The organism is Aureimonas sp. SA4125 (assembly GCF_019973775.1).
Lineage (GTDB): Bacteria > Pseudomonadota > Alphaproteobacteria > Rhizobiales > Rhizobiaceae > Plantimonas.
The window spans coordinates 1,444,629-1,459,458 of sequence record NZ_AP025032.1 but is presented as its reverse complement, the minus strand read 5'-3'; the positions used below and the strand labels follow the sequence as shown (position 1 = coordinate 1,459,458).

Here is a 14,830-nt window from a genome sequence, read left to right as displayed (position 1 = left end):
GCAGAATGCCACCCGTTTGGCGAAGCTGGCCAGCCCTGCCGGCTTGGGCTACCCACGATAAAAGGGCCGGAGCACTCCGCTCTGACCCTCCAGTTCATCTCTCGTGAGGTTTCCTACGCCGCCGCGTAGCGCAACCTCTCCTCCGGCGTCAGCGCCGGATAGTCCGTGAACCCCTTCTCGTCGCCGCCGTAATACGTCGACTCGTCTCCCTCGGCCAAGGGCGCGTTCAGCTCCAGCCGGGCCACGAGGTCGGGGTTGGCGATGAAGGGGCGGCCGATGCAGACGAGGTCGACGAGGCCCTTGTCGACGCGCTCGATGGCGAGGTCGCGGGTGTAGTTGTTGTTGCCCATGTAGACGCCGGAAAAGACGTCCTTCAGCGCCCAGACCTGGAAGGCGTTGGGGTCGCGGTCGCCGCGCGTCGCGCCCTCGATGGCGTGGAGATACATCAGGCCGCGCTTCGACAGTTCCTTCGTGTAGGCGGTGAAGGTCTCCTTGGGATTGCTGTCGACGATGTCGTTGGCGGCCGAGACCGGCGAGATGCGGATGCCGGTGCGGTCCGCGCCCCAGACGCCGACCACGGCGTCGACGACTTCCAAGGGGAAGCGCATGCGGTTCTCGACCGAGCCGCCATACTCGTCGGTACGGGTGTTGGTGTGGTCGGAAAGGAACTGGTCGAGGAGGTAGCCATTGGCCGAATGGATCTCGACGCCGTCAAAGCCCGCGCGCTTGGCGCATTCGGCGGCGTGCACGTAGTCGGCGACGACGCGCGGCAGCTCGGATTTTTCGAGCGCGCGCGGCGTGACGTTGTCCTTGAAGCCGGCTTCGGTGAAGGCCTTGCCCTTCGGCAGGATGGCCGAGGGCGCGACGGGGAGCGCGCCGCCCGGCTGGAGATCCGGATGCGAGATGCGGCCGACATGCCAGAGCTGGATGACGATCTTGCCGCCCTCTTCGTGCACGGCGTCGGTGACCTTCTTCCAGCCGGCGACCTGTTCGTCGGTGAAGATGCCGGGCGTCCAGGCGTAGCCGCGGCCCTCCGGGGAAATGTTCGTCGCCTCGGTGATGATGAGACCCGCGCTGGCGCGCTGGCGATAATATTCGACGTGGCGGTCGAGGAGATTGCCTTCGGACGTCGCCCGGCTGCGCGTCAGCGGCGCCATGACGATGCGGTTCGATAGCGTGATGGGGCCGAGCGTGAAGGGCTCGAAAAGCTTGGGCGTCGCCATGGGATATTCCTCTGAGGTGCTGGGCGGCCGCGTGCCACCCGTCTGTCACGGTGAGCGACAACTCGGGTTGCATCGCACAAAGGTCAAGGGCGTGGACGCAGTGTTCGTGATACCGTAACGCGGGGCGTATCGGCGCGCCGGATCCGCGGACTCGGCCGGGCGTGCCGGAATTTTCGGCGCATCGACGCCTCGCGACGGCCCCATCTTTCGGCTAAGCGCATGGCGTCCCACCCGTATCGCGGCCGCTCCATATCGCGGCCGCTCCATATCGTGGCCGACCCCTATCGCGGCCGACCATATCGCGGCCGACCGGCATTGCGGCCGACCGGCATTGCGGCCGACCGGCCGTTCGGCCCAGGAGATTCGATTGAACTACCGCCACGCCTTCCACGCCGGAAACTTCGCCGATGTCGTCAAGCACGTCCTGCTGGTGATGATCGTCGAGCACCTCAAGGCCAAGGACAAGGCGTTCCGGGTGTACGACACGCATGCCGGCCGCGGCCGCTACGATCTCGGCGCCGAGGAGGCCCGACGCACCGGCGAGGCGGCGGAGGGCATTTTGCAGCTGCTCGGCTCGCCCGCGGCGCTGGCGCCGGAACTGCAGACCTATCTCTCGATCGTCACCGCGGAGGGGAAGGCCGTCTATCCCGGCTCGCCGCTGATCGTGCGGCGCCTCCTGCGCAAACAGGACCGGCTCTCCGCCTACGAACTGCACCCGGAGGACGCCAAGGCGCTCGCCGCGCTGTTTGCCGGCGACATCAAGGTGAAGACGATCGCGCTCGACGGCTGGCTGGCGCTCGGCGCGCATCTGCCGCCGAAGGAAAAGCGCGGCCTCGTCCTCATCGACCCGCCCTTCGAGCAGGCCGACGAGGACGACCGGATCGTCGAGGGCGTGACGGCCGCGCACCGGCGCTGGGCCGGCGGCACCTATGCGATCTGGTATCCGATCAAGCGGCGGGCCGAGCGGGCGCGCCTCCATGCCGGCCTGAAGGCGAGCGGCATCCCGAAGATTCTGGCCGCCGAGTTCTTTCGCGAGCCCTTTGCGGCAGAGGATCGGCTGGTCGGCTCGGGCCTTGTGGTGATCAATCCGCCCTTCACCTTCGCCGCGGACGCCGCCCGCGTCATGGCAATTCTGAAACAGGTGCTCGCCAAAGCAGGCCAGGGCAGCGCGGAGATAGTTGCGATCTCCGGCGAGCGCCCGTAAACCGGGATGATGCCAGCCGGCAGGCAGTGATGCCCGGCCTTGCGCGAAGGAATTCAGCGATGCGCCTCCTCAGCCTCGTCCTCGGTGCCAGCCTAGCCGCCGGCTCCCTCTCCCCCGCGTTCGGCGCGGATTATTACGGCGCCGAGCCGATGCCGGAAATGCATGCCGATGCGCTCGTGCCCGCCTGCAACGATCCGAAGGTGCTCGCCGATGTCGAGGACCAGTTCGAGCATGGCGCGGTCGAAATGCTGCAGACCGGCGTCGTCATCGACGAATTCAGCGGCCTCATGGAGAAGGCCTATTTCCCGATGACCGAGGACCGGCCGATCGAGCGCCGCTACTGCCAGGGCGAGGCGCTGATCTCCGACGGTCACAAGCGCACGGTCTACTACGTGGTTTCGCACCCGCTCGGCTTCGCCTCGATCGGCTGGAAGGCGGAGGGCTGCGTCCTCGGCCTCGACAAATGGCTGATCTACGGCGCGAACTGCCAGTCCCTGCGCCGCTTCTGATCGCGCGGCGCAATTGGGTCGAGATTTCCGGTCCGGCCATTCCCGATCGGGCGCGTCCAGCGCCTGCCCTTCCCGCCCCCATCTGAAAGCAGCAGCATGCGGCTCTTTTCCTCGTCCGCCTCGCCCTTCGCCGCCAAAGTCCGGATGGCGGCGCGGCATGTCGGCATCCCGATCGAGACCCTCGCGGCCGATACCGGGGCCGAGCCGGCCGACCTGCTGGCGGCCAATCCGCTCGGCAAGATCCCGGCCCTCCTCCTCGACGACGGCGATATTCTCTTCGACAGCGCGGTGATCTGCGATTATCTCGACCGCCGCAGCGGCCACCGTCTGGTGCCGCAGGACGAGGCCGGCTGGCTCCAGGTCAAGCGGCTGGAGGCGGCGGCCGACGGCGTCGGCGATGCCGCGATCCTGTCGCTCTACGAGGTCCGCTACCGGCCGGAGGACAAGCGCCACCAGCCCTGGGTCGACAAGCAGATGCGCCGGGCGTTTCGCGGCCTCGATTTCCTCGAGGCGCATGTCGGGGCTCTCGGCCCGGAGCCGACCACCGCCCACTTCGCCATCGCAGGCCTGCTCGGCTGGCTGAACCTCCGGTTCGAGGGCCAGTGGGAAGACGGTCGCCCCCACCTCGTCGCCTGGCTCGCGGGCTTTGCCGATGCGTTTCCCGCCTATGAAGAGCTGAAGCCGCGGCTTTGAGGGGTTGAGGGTCCGCGGGTTTGAGGGTTGAGGGGACGGGCAGCCGCGATCTCGCGCCACCCTTTGACCTCTCGTCATCCCGGCCTTGAGCCGGGATCCATTCCAAATCATCGGACAAGTTCGCTGACAAAGAGCCGCCGACCATCCTGACCCGGACTGCTCCTGACGCGCCAAGGCATGGATCCCGGCTCAAGGCCGGGACGACGAAACTGATGGGGCGTGCGCCTGCTTGGAAGCGCAGACCTCCTCCGGTCGTCATTGTCGGGCTTGACCCGACAACCCATGCCGAAGCTTTTGAGCCGCCGCTTCGGCTCAGGATGCAGCCTTGGGCCGAACGGTTCCTGCGGAACCGCCTCACCCCGGCGCTCGGAAAGACGATCCGAGCCGGCGCGGTCTAGAATTTTAGTGCAAGCCCCGCCCTGACGGAGTGCTCGTCGAAGCCCGTCGAGGTCGACGTCGCGCCGAAATCATAGGTCTCGGCGTCGAAATCGGAGTAGCGGTATTCGAGCCGAGAGGTGACGTTCGGCAGCACCTGCGCCTCGACGCCGGCCCCGAGTGTATAGCCGACATGGGTGTTGTCGTCCTCGACACCGCCCGACGTCAGCTCCTTGTTGGCGAGCGCGACGCCGCCTGTCGCGAAGAACAGGAAGGGGTCGTAGGCAACGCCGACGCGCCCGCGCAGCGAGCCGAAGGCGTTGGAGTCGGCCGAGATGCCGGCCCCCGTCGCCGCATTGACGCCGCCGGCATCGAGGCCGGAATAGCCGAGATCGGCCTCGACGCCATAGACGATCTGGCCGCTCTGCAGGTTGAAGCCGCCGTAGATGCCCCCGACCACGCCCTCGCCGTCATAGTCGGCGCCGTTCGCCTGATCGAAATCGGACGAGGAATAGCCGACGAAGCCACCGGCATAGGGGCCAGACCAGATGTGGATCGGGGCAGCGGCCGACACTTCGGGAGCGACGATATCGGCGGCAATCGAAGCCCCGGCCATGCCGAGGGTCGAGGCGGCGAAAAGCGCCGACGCTGCGAGGGTATGCCGAAACGATCGCATGCTCGATCCCTTCCTGCCCAGTGCGGCCCGTCATCACCCGGCAGGCTATGTCGCCTCGCAGAGTGGCTGTCACAAGGACAATAGCACGGAACCGTTTCCGGTTCCTCGTTAACTCCCGTCAAGATGGATGCGTCTGCCGGCAGTCGCCATAGGGAGCGCCAGAAAATTCTGCGTGAGCCCTGCCCTCCGCCACCGGCGAAGGACTGGCCGTGACCAAGCGGTCGCTGCTGCAATGTCGCCTTCGAAGATGCATATAGGGGTGGAGCGATTCCTTTCGGCTCGCCTCCCGCGCCAACTGAGGGACGCGCGGCTCCATGATACCGCGGAATTACCGCGGCGACGCAGACCAGCATGAAGCCGGCAACAGGGCCGGCGAGGACGTGATGACCTCCAGCATCGACCCGACCCCGACCGACGACGACATCCTCGACGACGCGGCGCTCGACGACGACTTCGAGAGTGCCGCCGGCGAGACGCCCGTTCTGCCGGAGACGACGGCGGCGCTGATCGCGGCGATCCGCTGGGACGACGCGGGCACCTCGGCCGAGCAGGTGGGACTGACCGGCGCCGAACTGATCGCGGCCTTCGTCAAGCGTCTGCCGAACGGCCCCGGCGTCTACCGCATGTTCGGCAAAGACGAGGAAGTCCTCTATGTCGGCAAGGCGCGCTCGCTGAAGAAGCGGGTGACGAGCTATACCAGGCTCGGCGGCCACACCAACCGCATCGCCCGGATGATCGCCAAGACGCGGCACATGGAGTTCGTGACGACGCGCACGGAAACCGAAGCGCTGCTGCTCGAGGCGAACCTCATCAAGCGCCTGCGCCCGCGCTTCAACGTCTTGATGCGTGACGACAAGTCGTTTCCCTACATCGTCGTCAGCGGCGACCACGCGGCGCCGGCGATCATGAAGCACCGTGGCGCGCGGTCGCGGAAGGGCCAGTATTTCGGCCCCTTCGCCTCGGCCGGCGCGGTCGGGCGGACGATCAACGCGCTGCAGCGCGCCTTCCTCCTGCGCACCTGCACCGATTCCGTCTACGAAAGCCGCACGCGGCCCTGCCTCCTCCACCAGATCAAGCGCTGCTCGGCGCCCTGCACGGGCGAGATCTCGATCGACGACTATGCCGGCCTTGTCGGCGAGGCGTCGGGCTTTCTTTCGGGCAAGTCGAGCCAGATCAAGCAGGGCATGTCGCGGGCCATGCAGGAGGCCTCCGACGACCTCGACTTCGAGCGCGCCGCGATCTACCGCGACCGGCTGGCGGCGCTCAGCGCGATCCAGAGCCACCAGGGCATCAACCCGCAAAACACCGAGGAGGCCGACGTCTTCGCCATCCACCAGGAGGGCGGGTTGACCTGCATCCAGGTGTTCTTCTTCCGCACAGGGCAGAACTGGGGCAACCGCGCCTATTTCCCGCGCGCCGACTCCAGTCTCGAGCCGCAGGAGGTGCTCGGCGCCTTCCTGTCACAGTTCTACGACGACAAGCCGGCGCCGCGGCTGATCCTCTTGCCGATCGAGATCGAGGACCAGGGGCTGCTCGGGGAAGCGCTGACGATCAAGTCGGAGCGCCGGGTGCGCATCCTCGTGCCGGCGCGCGGCGAGAAAAAGGATCTCGTCGACCACGCCGCCGCCAATGCGCGCGAGGCGCTGGGTCGACAGCTGGCGGAGACGTCCTCGCAGGGGCGGCTCCTGAAGGGCCTGGCCGAGACGTTCGGCCTGCCGCATCCGCCAAGGCGGATCGAGATCTACGACAATTCCCACATCATGGGCACGGCCGCCGTCGGCGCCATGGTCGTCGCGGGGCCGCAGGGCTTCGTCAAGAACCAGTACCGCAAGTTCAACATCAAGGGCACCGACATCACCCCCGGCGACGATTTCGGCATGATGCGCGAGGTGATGACGCGGCGCTTCTCCCGGCTGAAGAAGGAGCACGCGGAAGGGCCGCAGGCCGCCGTCGATCCGGACGCCGGCGAGGTGGATGCCGGCGCCGATGCCGCCGACATGCCGGCCTGGCCCGACCTCGTCCTCGTCGACGGTGGCAAGGGGCAGATCTCGGCGGTGCGCGCCATCCTCGAAGACCTGGGGATCGCCGACAAGGTGACGACCATCGGCATCGCCAAGGGCGTCGACCGCGATGCCGGGCGCGAGCGCTTCATCGTCGAGGGCCGCGACTCGTTTTCGCTGCCGCCGCGCGATCCCGTGCTCTACTTCGTCCAGCGGCTGCGAGACGAAGCGCACCGTTTCGCCATCGGCACCCACCGCGCCAAGCGCAAGAAGGAGCTGGTGCGCAACCCGCTCGACGAGATCGCCGGCATCGGTACGGCGCGCAAGCGCGCGCTGCTGCACCATTTCGGCACGGCCAAGCAGGTGTCGCGGGCCGCCCTCGGCGATCTCCTCAAGGTCGACGGCATCTCCGAAGGCGTCGCCAAGCTCGTCTACGACCATTTCCACGAGCGCGGATGACAGCCCGCCATCCGCAGCGCCGCCGATTCACCGGTTGACGCGGCGGGTCCGCCCCTGTTGAAGAGGGCCAGCCGCCCCCAGTATCGGACCGGATGTTCCATGGCCTCCAAGGCGCTCAGCCTTCCCAATCTCCTGACCTATGCCCGCATTCTGGCGGTGCCGCTCGTCGTCGTGTGCTTTTTCCGCGAGGGCCAGTTCGGTGCCGACGACACGACGCGCTGGTGGGCGCTGGGGATCTTCGCCGTCGCCAGCATCACCGACTTCTTCGATGGCTATCTCGCGCGGATCTGGCAGCAGACCTCGACCATCGGCCGCATGCTGGATCCCATCGCCGACAAGCTGCTCGTCGCCGCCTGCCTCCTGCTCCTCGCCGCCGACGGCACCATCCGCGGCTGGTCGCTGTGGGCGGCGATCATCATCCTGTGCCGCGAGATCCTCGTCTCGGGCCTGCGCGAATATCTCGCCGAGCTGAAGGTCAGCGTTCCCGTCACCCAGCTCGCCAAGTGGAAGACGACGATGCAGATGGTCGCCGTCGGCTTCCTGCTCGCAGGCCCCGCCGGCGAGACCGTTCTGCCCTACACCATCCTGATCGGGCTGGTGCTCCTGTGGATCTCGGCGATCATCACGCTCTATACCGGCTACGACTATTTTCGCGCCGGACTGCGGCATATTCCGGACTGAGGCATTGGACGGCACGCCGGGGCGGCGGGGGAGAAGCCGGCATCAGATGGTGAATTCACCCTAGATGCAGCTCACCACGAACGCTGGAATTTTCCGGGTGGGGAGCCTCATACCCAGGACTGACGTTCAATCGCTGCTATGCGCCGGTGCCGGGTCATCACCAACCCCTGAATGCCACCTGGAAGCAGACGTTGAGCTTGGGCCGGTGACGGTGGCTTGCAAGTCGGTGACAGAAGATTTCGGATGAGCCGGGTCGGATTGGAACAGACATTCACCCGCGTCGTACTCTGAATGCGGGCCAAGCGCGCCTCTGCTCAATCCTGTCCGAGCTCGGATTTTAAGGCCGCAATTGTTTGAAGCAGTTGGAGGGCGGAAAACGGCTTTTGCAGCCAGCCAAGTGGTTCGGCACTCGCCGCTCTTTGCCTGGTGGCCAGATCGGCATGAGCCGAGATGAACAGGCAACGCAGCCCAAAGCGGTTGCGCAGTTCCTTGGCGACCTCGACCCCGTCGTCGTTGCCCTTCAGACGGATATCCATCAAGACCAGTTGAGGACAGGCGGAACCCGCCAGGGCAAGCGCCTCGCTTGCGGTGGCAGCGACGCCCACACAGTCATGGCCGCCCTCTTCAAGCGCCGCCTCGATCTCGAGCGACACGATCCACTCATCCTCGACGACCATAACGCTGAGCTTTTCAGCCCCCGCCAAGTCGGAAGGCCCATCACTTTCGGCTTGTGGGGCCACCGGCACGGGCGGGCGGTCGCAGGAAGTGAGGATACTTGCGTGCACCATGTCGTCCTATCTACCAAAACGAATGACGAAGCGCGCGCCATCGTCATTCTTAATGTCCAGCGAGGCTCCTAACTGCCGACACAGGCCGCTAACCAGGCCTAGCCCAGAGAAGCGACGGTGCTTCGGATCGGGAGGCAGGCCCGGCCCATTATCGTGAACCACGAGTTCCCAGCCCGGGTTTTGATTGAAAAGCTCCACCCTTACGCTGCCGCCGGTCCTGCAGCCCGCATGTTTGGCAGCGTTGGTCAGAAGTTCGTTCAAGATGAGGGCCAAAGGCACGGCGGCATCATGGGCCAACTCACTATCGTCAGCATGGACCTCCATGCGAAGCCTGTCGCTTATGGTCGTGGCGGTTGCATCGCAAATTGCATGGACGAAAGAGGAGGAGGATATCGCCTTCAGATCCTGGGACTCGTGCATAAGGCGCTGGAGCGACCCGAGCGCCGTAATGCGCTGAATGGCCTCTTCCAGGACTAACCGCGCCTCCACGCTGCTCGTCTCCCGCTGCGCTCCAGCCATCAGGGCGATCAGCATCTGCAGGTTGTTCTTCACGCGATGATGAAGTTCGCGAAGCAGCACCTCGTTGCTGCGCAGGGACTCCTCCAGCGCTGCCTGGATGCGGCGCCGCTGGTGGATTTCTGCATTAAGCTCGCGAATCTTCGCGGCCAGGATGGGGAACTGGTCCCGCTGCGAATGGAGGCAGCGTACGAAGACGAGAGGGGTATTTTCCATCCGGATCCGAGCACCGCGCAGACGGAATCTGGTCAGTGCGCCGCTGGTGTCACGAAGGGTAGCAGCGCCGGGGAGCGGGTGCGAGGTTCCGGAGCAGCGCCACAGGAAATGGATCAGCGCTTCGTGAGGCTGCTCGACAAGATCCAGAAGGGAGCCGCCTCGATCAGCGGAACCAAAAAGGCTTCCCGCCGCTCGATTGGAGAATGCAATTCCTCCCGTGAGATCCACCACGAAGGCCGGCTCATCCAACACGTCAAGCAGGGCGTGCTGGGGCTCATGCTGCATCACTCAGCCTTTTTGAAATACTCACGGGCATGCGGGTCGGGCGTGTCCGCAGGCTTCAGATGAACGACCACGCGGCAGCCCGGATCACCGCGAGCGATCGCTTTGTCAATATCGACGCGGGCATAACCGAGATTTTCGGCAGCAATCGAGCCGAATACGTTGGATGTCATCATGCACAGCGAAGGCCGACCCTCCACAAACTGGCCAAATGGACAAGCGTTATTGCCCAGTACGATGCTGTCCTCGCGTTCCTCGATGATGTAAAAGTCGCCCTGGATGCGCCGCTTCAGGTCAACGAGGACCGCAGCGACTTGGTCCCTCGTCAGGTTCTTCACCCCCAGCGACTGTCGATAGGTCTGGTTGATCTGGTCGCCGATGGCGCCGCCAACGATACTGATGTAGCCGGCGGCCTCGTCAATGCCGACCACATCCTCAAGCGTCCCCGCCAATTCGCGTAGCAGCGAGCGCAAGAACACGTCCCGCTCCAGCGGAATATCAATATCCTGAAAGGTCCGATCGAGGTCGTTCAAAGGCCTGATAGCAAGTTTCATTTATGGTTCCAGAGATCGACCTTGATTGCTGACAGGCTATCCCAAAAGGGCGGGTGAAGACAATGGACGAAAATCGATCCGCCGGGGGAGGATGCTTCCAGTTAAATGAGATCGGCCTTCAAATGTAAAAGATGGGTCGTTTCCGAATGGCGGCTTTACTGCTTAGCTGCCTAAAAGCTGCTAGTCGGCTTTCGGCCCGACGCGGCGTTCGCCGAGATCGCCCGCATCGGCAGCGAAGGGTCGCTCCCTATCGCCCGTTGGTGGCCTTTTGCTACCTGATGTCGTGAATCTCCACGATCCGCTGCATAACCCGAAGCACGCACTGGACGCGACGATCGCCGCTCGCCATGTTCCCCCTGTCGAAGCCAAAGGTCATGCCGATGAAACTCGTCTATTTCGCCTGGGTGCGCGAGCGCATCGGCCTTGCCGAAGAGGAGGTCCAGCTGCCCTCGGGCATCGTCACCGTCAGCGACCTCCTGCATTGGCTGAAGGGACGCGAGGGCGGCTATGCCGAGGCGCTGCAGGCGCCGGAGGTGATCCGCGTCGCCATCGACCAGGAGCACGTCGACCATTCCGAGCCGATCGGCGGCGCCACCGAGATTGCCCTGTTCCCGCCGATGACGGGCGGCTGATGGCCATTTTCCCTTCCGTCGTGATCCTGTCCGGGCGCATTGACATCCCCGCCGAGATCGGCGCGATCGAAGCCGGCGGCGCTGCCTTCGGCGCGATGGGGGGGCTCGTCACCTTTTCCGGCTATTGCCGCGACGAGGGCGGGCGGCTGAAGGCGCTGGAGCTCGAGCATTATCCGGGGATGGCCGAGCGCGAGCTGACGAAGGTGGCGCAGTCTGCCGCAGAGCGCTGGCCGCTTCTCGCCTGCCGCGCGGTTCACCGCCACGGGCTGGTCCTGCCCGGCGAAGAGATCGTCTTCGTCGGCTGCGCCTCGGCGCATCGCGACGCCGCCTTCGAGGCGGCCTCCTACATCATGGATTTCCTGAAGACGCGCGCGCCGTTCTGGAAGCGCGAGCATCTGGCCGACGGGACGGTCGGCGGCTGGGTCGAGGCGAAGGCCGGGGACGATCAGGCCGCGGCGCGCTGGTCCGCTTCCTGACCCTGCGGCTCGGCCGCGAGGATCGCCCGGAAGGCGTTCAGTTCATCGGTCCAGGTACGGGCGAATTCGGGCGTCTGGTATCTGAGGATGCCCAGTTCCACCGCCAGCGCGGCGGCGTCTTCCTGCGCCCGGGCTAGGCCCGGCGTCTGCGCGTCGGTGAGCGTGAAGATGGTCCCGCCAAAGAGGAACGGCGCCTCGAAGGCGGCGCGTTGGGCAAGGCCCGTCGGCAGGCGCTCGGTCGTGCGCCGCGCCAGCTTTTCCTCGACGGCGCGGGCGATGCGGCTCGGGATCTGCGCGACAGCGGTGGCGACGAAAGCCTGGCGCTTGCCGGGAAATTTCGCGGTCTGCGCCGCCAGAAAGATGTCGGTCGCCGCGGCAGCATAAGACGAGAGCGGCGAGAGCTTGAGCGGGACGAGCACCGTCTCGGCGAGGCGCGCGCCCTTGCGCAGCATTTCGGGATTGGTCCCCGCGTCGATCAGGACCAGCGCGTGGCGGTCGCGGCCGGTCTGCACCATCTCCTCGAGATCGGCCACGTTCTCGCAGCGCACGACCTCGATGTCGCTGGGACGGCCGGCCTTCTTGGCCCAGGTGACGAGGTCCCAGTCCTTCGCCGCATCGATGAGGAGAACCGGCATGTCGGCTGCCGCGGCGACGCTCGCCAGCGTCAGAGCGAGCGTGGACGATCCCGCGCTCTTCACCGATCCAATCGAAATTACTGACATCTTTTCCTCTCCCGGGCACAAGAACTCATTCGTCGGCAGGAGGGGTGGCGGGGGCTTGCGTGCCATAAGTCATCCTCTGCGCATGTCGGCTGGCTCGTTGGTCCCATCACTTCGGCCAGACGACCGCTTCTGGATGCCACCGATGCCGGATGCGATCCGAGCGTGGTATCGGCAGACTATGGAAGCCGAACATGGAACGAGGCTTGCGGCCGGCGCGAAGAACAGCGGTAAAGTCCTTCACCGTAACGAAAAAAGCCCGGCAATTGGATTGCCGGGCTTAGCATCTTGACGTGAGGCGATGGGGTTCAGCCGACGATTTCGGTCTGCGAGAACCAGTAGGCGATCTCTTCCTTGGCGGTCTCGGCGGCGTCCGAGCCGTGCACCGAGTTCTCACCGATCGACAGCGCATGCGCCTTGCGGATCGTGCCCTCGGCGGCGTCCTTGGGGTTGGTCGCGCCCATCAGCTCGCGGTTGCGGGCGATGGCGTTCTCGCCTTCCAGCACCTGGACGATGGTCGGGCCGGCCGACATCGACTCGACCAGCTCGCCGAAGAAGGGACGCTCCTTGTGGACGGCGTAGAAGCCCTCGGCCTGGCGCTGGCTCATCCAGACGCGCTTGGAGGCGACGACGCGCAGGCCGCCCTCTTCGAGGATTTTCGTGATCGCGCCGGTGAGGTTGCGACGCGTCGCGTCGGGCTTGATCATGGAGAAGGTGCGTTCGACGGCCATTTGTGGTCCTTGGTGTTTTGTCGGAAGGGGTTGGCGCTCCTATAGCCGCGCCCGCCCCTTGCGGCAAGCCGCAGCCGCCTGCGCGTCGCGGGAGGGCAGCCGCATTCGCTCAGGCGGCGCGCGAAACCTTGCGGCCCTCGCCGCCGTGCAGATCGAGGCAGCGCTCGAACCAGGCGGCGACGACATCGTCCGCGGCGAGGACCTCCCAGGGCGTGACGACGCGCAGCCACTGGAAGGCGCCGAACACGATGTAGTCGGCAAAGAGCGGCGCTTCGCCGCCGAGAAACATCTGCTTCTCCAGCAGCGCGCGCAGCGGGGTCAGCTTCTTCCGGAACTCCTCGAGCCGCGCCTCGTCGCCGACGACGACGTCCTCCAGCGGCTGGCCGAAAACCTTTTCGCGGGTCTCCCGGAAATAGGCCCGGTCCGGCGCAGCCAGGCTGTCGTGGATCGCCAGCAGCGCCCGCGAGGTCGAGACGAAGGGATGGATCGTGCGCTGCGACCAGCTTTCGACGAAACGCGACAGAACCCGCCCTCCCTCGCCGCCGAACAATGTCGGGCGATCCGGATAGGCCGTGTCGAGATATTCGGCGATGACGAAGGAATCGGCGATGCGGCGCTCGCCGTCGCGGATCACCGGCACGATCGTGGCAAACCCGTCCTCGATCTTCGGCACCTCGGTGAAGGGCACGGGCGAGGTCTCGAAGGCGAGCCCCTTGTGCGCCAGCGCCATCCGCGTCTTCCAGCAGTGCGGCGAGAACGGCCTTGCCGGATCGGCGCCGACCAGTTCGTAGAGAATGATGCTCATGACCCCATGTCCCTTTCCTTGAATTCCGGTCACGATGATGCCCGAAATCGCGCCGTCATACTGCGGCCAGCCGCCCTTTCCCCACAGGACCCACTCACCATGTACCATGACATCTGCCGCATGTTCGCCCGTTACAACGCCTGGGCCAACGACCGGGTCTACACGGCCGCGGCCGAGCTCTCGCCGCACAAGTTCGCCGAGGACCGCGGCGCCTTCTTTGGCGGCATGATGGGCACGCTGAACCACCTCCTCGTCACCGACCGCATCTGGCTGCGCCGCTTCACGGGCACCGGCCCCTCCCCGACCGCCTTGAACATCGTCCTTCACAAGGACCTTCCGACCCTGCGCGCCGAGCGGGTGAAGGAGGACGCCCGTCTCGTCGCCTATATCGACGGTCTGACCGAGACGGATCTGGCAAGGACCTTCAGCTACCAGCCGATCACCACGCCGCGCATCATCACCCAGAAGCTCGGGCCGACCCTTGCCCATCTCTTCAACCACCAGACCCACCACCGCGGCCAGGCCCACGCCATTCTCACCGGCCTCCACCGCGACGCCCCGAGCCTCGATCTGGTGCTGTTCCAGCGCGAGACGGGGGTGGGGATGGAGTGAGGGCGCGGCGGGCGTCAAGCCTGACGGGGTGGTGGCCTCAGGCGTCCTTCTGCTGTGCTAGGAGACCAGAGGCCATGAGCTGGAACGCTTCGACGGCTTTGGGCAAGGCCGAACGCGGCGCGTCGCTCGCGGCCACCCACAGGGCCGCATTCAGCGCCGCGCCGCTGAGCAGCCGCGCAGCCGCTTCGACGTCCACGGGCCTGACGACCCCATCGGCGATCAGCTGGGCGACCGCCTCCTGTGTCATCTCCAGACAGGCATTCTGGCTCGGCCATCGCGAAGGGTCGCCGAGAAAGGCCGGCCCGTCGAGCAGCACGATCCGACGCACCTCCGGGTCTAGCGCCATTCCGATATAGGCGCAGCCTTCGGCCAAAAGGCCTTCCCATGCGCTCGGTGCGGCGGCGCCGGCCTGCTTGGCCCGCCCGGCCATTTCGCCGTCGACCTCGGCGACCACGGCGGCGAGCAGGCCCAGCTTGTCGCCGAAGTTGTGGTAAAGCGCGCCGCGCGTCAGACCCGCTTCCGCCGTCAGCTCGTCCATCGAGGCGGCCGCAAAGCCCTTGCCGGCAAAGGCCCGGCGTGCCGCCGCGAGCAGCCGCGTCCGGTTTTCCTCTCTCGTTTCGCTGCGACGTCGCGGGGCCAAGCGCACTCTCCATCTCACATACGAGGCGCATGTAATTTG

The 14,830-nt window shown here is 65.9% G+C and carries 17 protein-coding genes; 8 read left to right on the top strand and 9 right to left on the bottom strand.

What is annotated here, in order from left to right; all coding sequences use genetic code 11:
• Positions 1-113: 113 nt before the first annotated feature.
• A complete protein-coding gene (locus tag Sa4125_RS06685) occupies positions 114-1,223 on the bottom strand; it encodes an alkene reductase (protein ID WP_224005107.1) in 1,110 nt (369 codons plus the stop codon).
• Positions 1,224-1,590: 367 nt separating this feature from the next.
• Between Sa4125_RS06685 and rlmJ the strand changes: the two genes are divergently transcribed.
• From rlmJ to Sa4125_RS06670, 3 genes are all read left to right on the top strand, one after another.
• Positions 1,591-2,427, top strand: a complete 837-nt coding sequence (gene rlmJ / locus Sa4125_RS06680; protein WP_224005104.1) for a 23S rRNA (adenine(2030)-N(6))-methyltransferase RlmJ — start codon at positions 1,591-1,593, stop codon at positions 2,425-2,427.
• A gap of 59 nt (positions 2,428-2,486) precedes the next feature.
• Positions 2,487-2,936 carry a hypothetical protein gene (locus tag Sa4125_RS06675; RefSeq protein WP_224005102.1) on the top strand — a complete coding sequence of 150 codons (450 nt, stop codon included), beginning with the start codon at positions 2,487-2,489 and terminating at the stop codon, positions 2,934-2,936.
• Between the two features lie 96 nt (positions 2,937-3,032).
• On the top strand, positions 3,033-3,629 hold the full coding sequence (locus Sa4125_RS06670; protein WP_224005101.1) for a glutathione S-transferase: 597 nt from the start codon (positions 3,033-3,035) through the stop codon (positions 3,627-3,629).
• A gap of 394 nt (positions 3,630-4,023) precedes the next feature.
• On the opposite strand, the gene Sa4125_RS06665 is transcribed toward Sa4125_RS06670, so the two are convergent.
• Entirely contained in the window at positions 4,024-4,680 is a 657-nt protein-coding gene (locus tag Sa4125_RS06665; protein ID WP_224005100.1) for an outer membrane protein, read from the bottom strand.
• A 383-nt stretch (positions 4,681-5,063) separates the two neighbouring features.
• Between Sa4125_RS06665 and uvrC the strand changes: the two genes are divergently transcribed.
• Entirely contained in the window at positions 5,064-7,139 is a 2,076-nt protein-coding gene (gene uvrC, locus Sa4125_RS06660) for an excinuclease ABC subunit UvrC (protein WP_224005098.1), read from the top strand.
• 99 nt (positions 7,140-7,238) lie between these two features.
• Positions 7,239-7,820, top strand: a complete 582-nt coding sequence (gene pgsA / locus Sa4125_RS06655) for a CDP-diacylglycerol--glycerol-3-phosphate 3-phosphatidyltransferase (protein ID WP_224005096.1) — start codon at positions 7,239-7,241, stop codon at positions 7,818-7,820.
• A 314-nt stretch (positions 7,821-8,134) separates the two neighbouring features.
• Here pgsA and Sa4125_RS06650 read toward each other — a convergent pair whose 3' ends face one another.
• The 3 genes from Sa4125_RS06650 to Sa4125_RS06640 all read right to left on the bottom strand — a co-directional run bounded on the left by Sa4125_RS06650 (position 8,135) and on the right by Sa4125_RS06640 (position 10,176).
• Entirely contained in the window at positions 8,135-8,497 is a 363-nt protein-coding gene (locus tag Sa4125_RS06650; RefSeq protein WP_224005094.1) for a response regulator, read from the bottom strand.
• A gap of 117 nt (positions 8,498-8,614) precedes the next feature.
• Complete coding sequence (locus tag Sa4125_RS06645) at positions 8,615-9,625, bottom strand: histidine kinase dimerization/phosphoacceptor domain -containing protein (protein ID WP_224005092.1); 1,011 nt, start codon at positions 9,623-9,625, stop codon at positions 8,615-8,617.
• Positions 9,625-10,176, bottom strand: a complete 552-nt coding sequence (locus Sa4125_RS06640; protein WP_224005089.1) for a methanogen output domain 1-containing protein — start codon at positions 10,174-10,176, stop codon at positions 9,625-9,627. Before Sa4125_RS06640 ends, Sa4125_RS06645 begins: the two co-directional genes overlap by 1 nt.
• Positions 10,177-10,550: 374 nt before the next feature.
• On the opposite strand from Sa4125_RS06640, the gene moaD reads away from it, so the two are divergent.
• Positions 10,551-10,808 carry a molybdopterin converting factor subunit 1 gene (moaD, locus tag Sa4125_RS06635; protein WP_224005086.1) on the top strand — a complete coding sequence of 86 codons (258 nt, stop codon included), beginning with the start codon at positions 10,551-10,553 and terminating at the stop codon, positions 10,806-10,808.
• Positions 10,808-11,284, top strand: coding sequence for a molybdenum cofactor biosynthesis protein MoaE (locus Sa4125_RS06630; protein WP_224005083.1), 477 nt, complete (start codon positions 10,808-10,810; stop codon positions 11,282-11,284). The genes moaD and Sa4125_RS06630 overlap by 1 nt, the downstream gene beginning before the upstream one ends.
• On the opposite strand, the gene Sa4125_RS06625 is transcribed toward Sa4125_RS06630, so the two are convergent.
• The 3 genes from Sa4125_RS06625 to Sa4125_RS06615 all read right to left on the bottom strand — a co-directional run bounded on the left by Sa4125_RS06625 (position 11,254) and on the right by Sa4125_RS06615 (position 13,539).
• Positions 11,254-12,006: a chromosome partitioning protein ParA gene (locus Sa4125_RS06625; RefSeq protein WP_224005080.1), complete on the bottom strand. Its 753-nt coding sequence runs from the start codon at positions 12,004-12,006 to the stop codon at positions 11,254-11,256. The two genes, Sa4125_RS06630 and Sa4125_RS06625, sit on opposite strands and share 31 nt — an antisense overlap.
• A 305-nt stretch (positions 12,007-12,311) precedes the next feature.
• Positions 12,312-12,734 (bottom strand): nucleoside-diphosphate kinase, encoded by a 423-nt coding sequence (gene ndk, locus Sa4125_RS06620; RefSeq protein ID WP_188849967.1) that lies wholly within the window; start codon positions 12,732-12,734, stop codon positions 12,312-12,314.
• A 109-nt stretch (positions 12,735-12,843) separates the two neighbouring features.
• Complete coding sequence (locus tag Sa4125_RS06615; protein ID WP_224005076.1) at positions 12,844-13,539, bottom strand: glutathione S-transferase family protein; 696 nt, start codon at positions 13,537-13,539, stop codon at positions 12,844-12,846.
• A gap of 99 nt (positions 13,540-13,638) precedes the next feature.
• On the opposite strand from Sa4125_RS06615, the gene Sa4125_RS06610 reads away from it, so the two are divergent.
• The gene (locus Sa4125_RS06610; RefSeq protein WP_224005073.1) at positions 13,639-14,151 is read left to right on the top strand and encodes a DinB family protein; all 513 of its coding nucleotides are present in this window, start codon (positions 13,639-13,641) and stop codon (positions 14,149-14,151) included.
• A gap of 37 nt (positions 14,152-14,188) precedes the next feature.
• Here Sa4125_RS06610 and Sa4125_RS06605 read toward each other — a convergent pair whose 3' ends face one another.
• Entirely contained in the window at positions 14,189-14,809 is a 621-nt protein-coding gene (locus Sa4125_RS06605; protein ID WP_228748756.1) for a TetR/AcrR family transcriptional regulator, read from the bottom strand.
• Between the last annotated feature and the right edge of the window lie 21 nt (positions 14,810-14,830).

Coding starts and splice junctions, on each gene's coding strand:
- Sa4125_RS06685 (WP_224005107.1), bottom strand. CDS start 1,223: ATGGCGACGCCCAAGCTTTTCGAGCCCTTCACGCTCGGCCCCATCACG.
- Sa4125_RS06675 (WP_224005102.1), top strand. CDS start 2,487: ATGCGCCTCCTCAGCCTCGTCCTCGGTGCCAGCCTAGCCGCCGGCTCC.
- Sa4125_RS06670 (WP_224005101.1), top strand. CDS start 3,033: ATGCGGCTCTTTTCCTCGTCCGCCTCGCCCTTCGCCGCCAAAGTCCGG.
- Sa4125_RS06665 (WP_224005100.1), bottom strand. CDS start 4,680: ATGCGATCGTTTCGGCATACCCTCGCAGCGTCGGCGCTTTTCGCCGCC.
- uvrC (WP_224005098.1), top strand. CDS start 5,064: ATGACCTCCAGCATCGACCCGACCCCGACCGACGACGACATCCTCGAC.
- pgsA (WP_224005096.1), top strand. CDS start 7,239: ATGGCCTCCAAGGCGCTCAGCCTTCCCAATCTCCTGACCTATGCCCGC.
- Sa4125_RS06650 (WP_224005094.1), bottom strand. CDS start 8,497: ATGGTCGTCGAGGATGAGTGGATCGTGTCGCTCGAGATCGAGGCGGCG.
- Sa4125_RS06645 (WP_224005092.1), bottom strand. CDS start 9,625: ATGCAGCATGAGCCCCAGCACGCCCTGCTTGACGTGTTGGATGAGCCG.
- Sa4125_RS06640 (WP_224005089.1), bottom strand. CDS start 10,176: ATGAAACTTGCTATCAGGCCTTTGAACGACCTCGATCGGACCTTTCAG.
- moaD (WP_224005086.1), top strand. CDS start 10,551: ATGCCGATGAAACTCGTCTATTTCGCCTGGGTGCGCGAGCGCATCGGC.
- Sa4125_RS06630 (WP_224005083.1), top strand. CDS start 10,808: ATGGCCATTTTCCCTTCCGTCGTGATCCTGTCCGGGCGCATTGACATC.
- Sa4125_RS06625 (WP_224005080.1), bottom strand. CDS start 12,006: ATGTCAGTAATTTCGATTGGATCGGTGAAGAGCGCGGGATCGTCCACG.
- ndk (WP_188849967.1), bottom strand. CDS start 12,734: ATGGCCGTCGAACGCACCTTCTCCATGATCAAGCCCGACGCGACGCGT.
- Sa4125_RS06615 (WP_224005076.1), bottom strand. CDS start 13,539: ATGAGCATCATTCTCTACGAACTGGTCGGCGCCGATCCGGCAAGGCCG.
- Sa4125_RS06610 (WP_224005073.1), top strand. CDS start 13,639: ATGTACCATGACATCTGCCGCATGTTCGCCCGTTACAACGCCTGGGCC.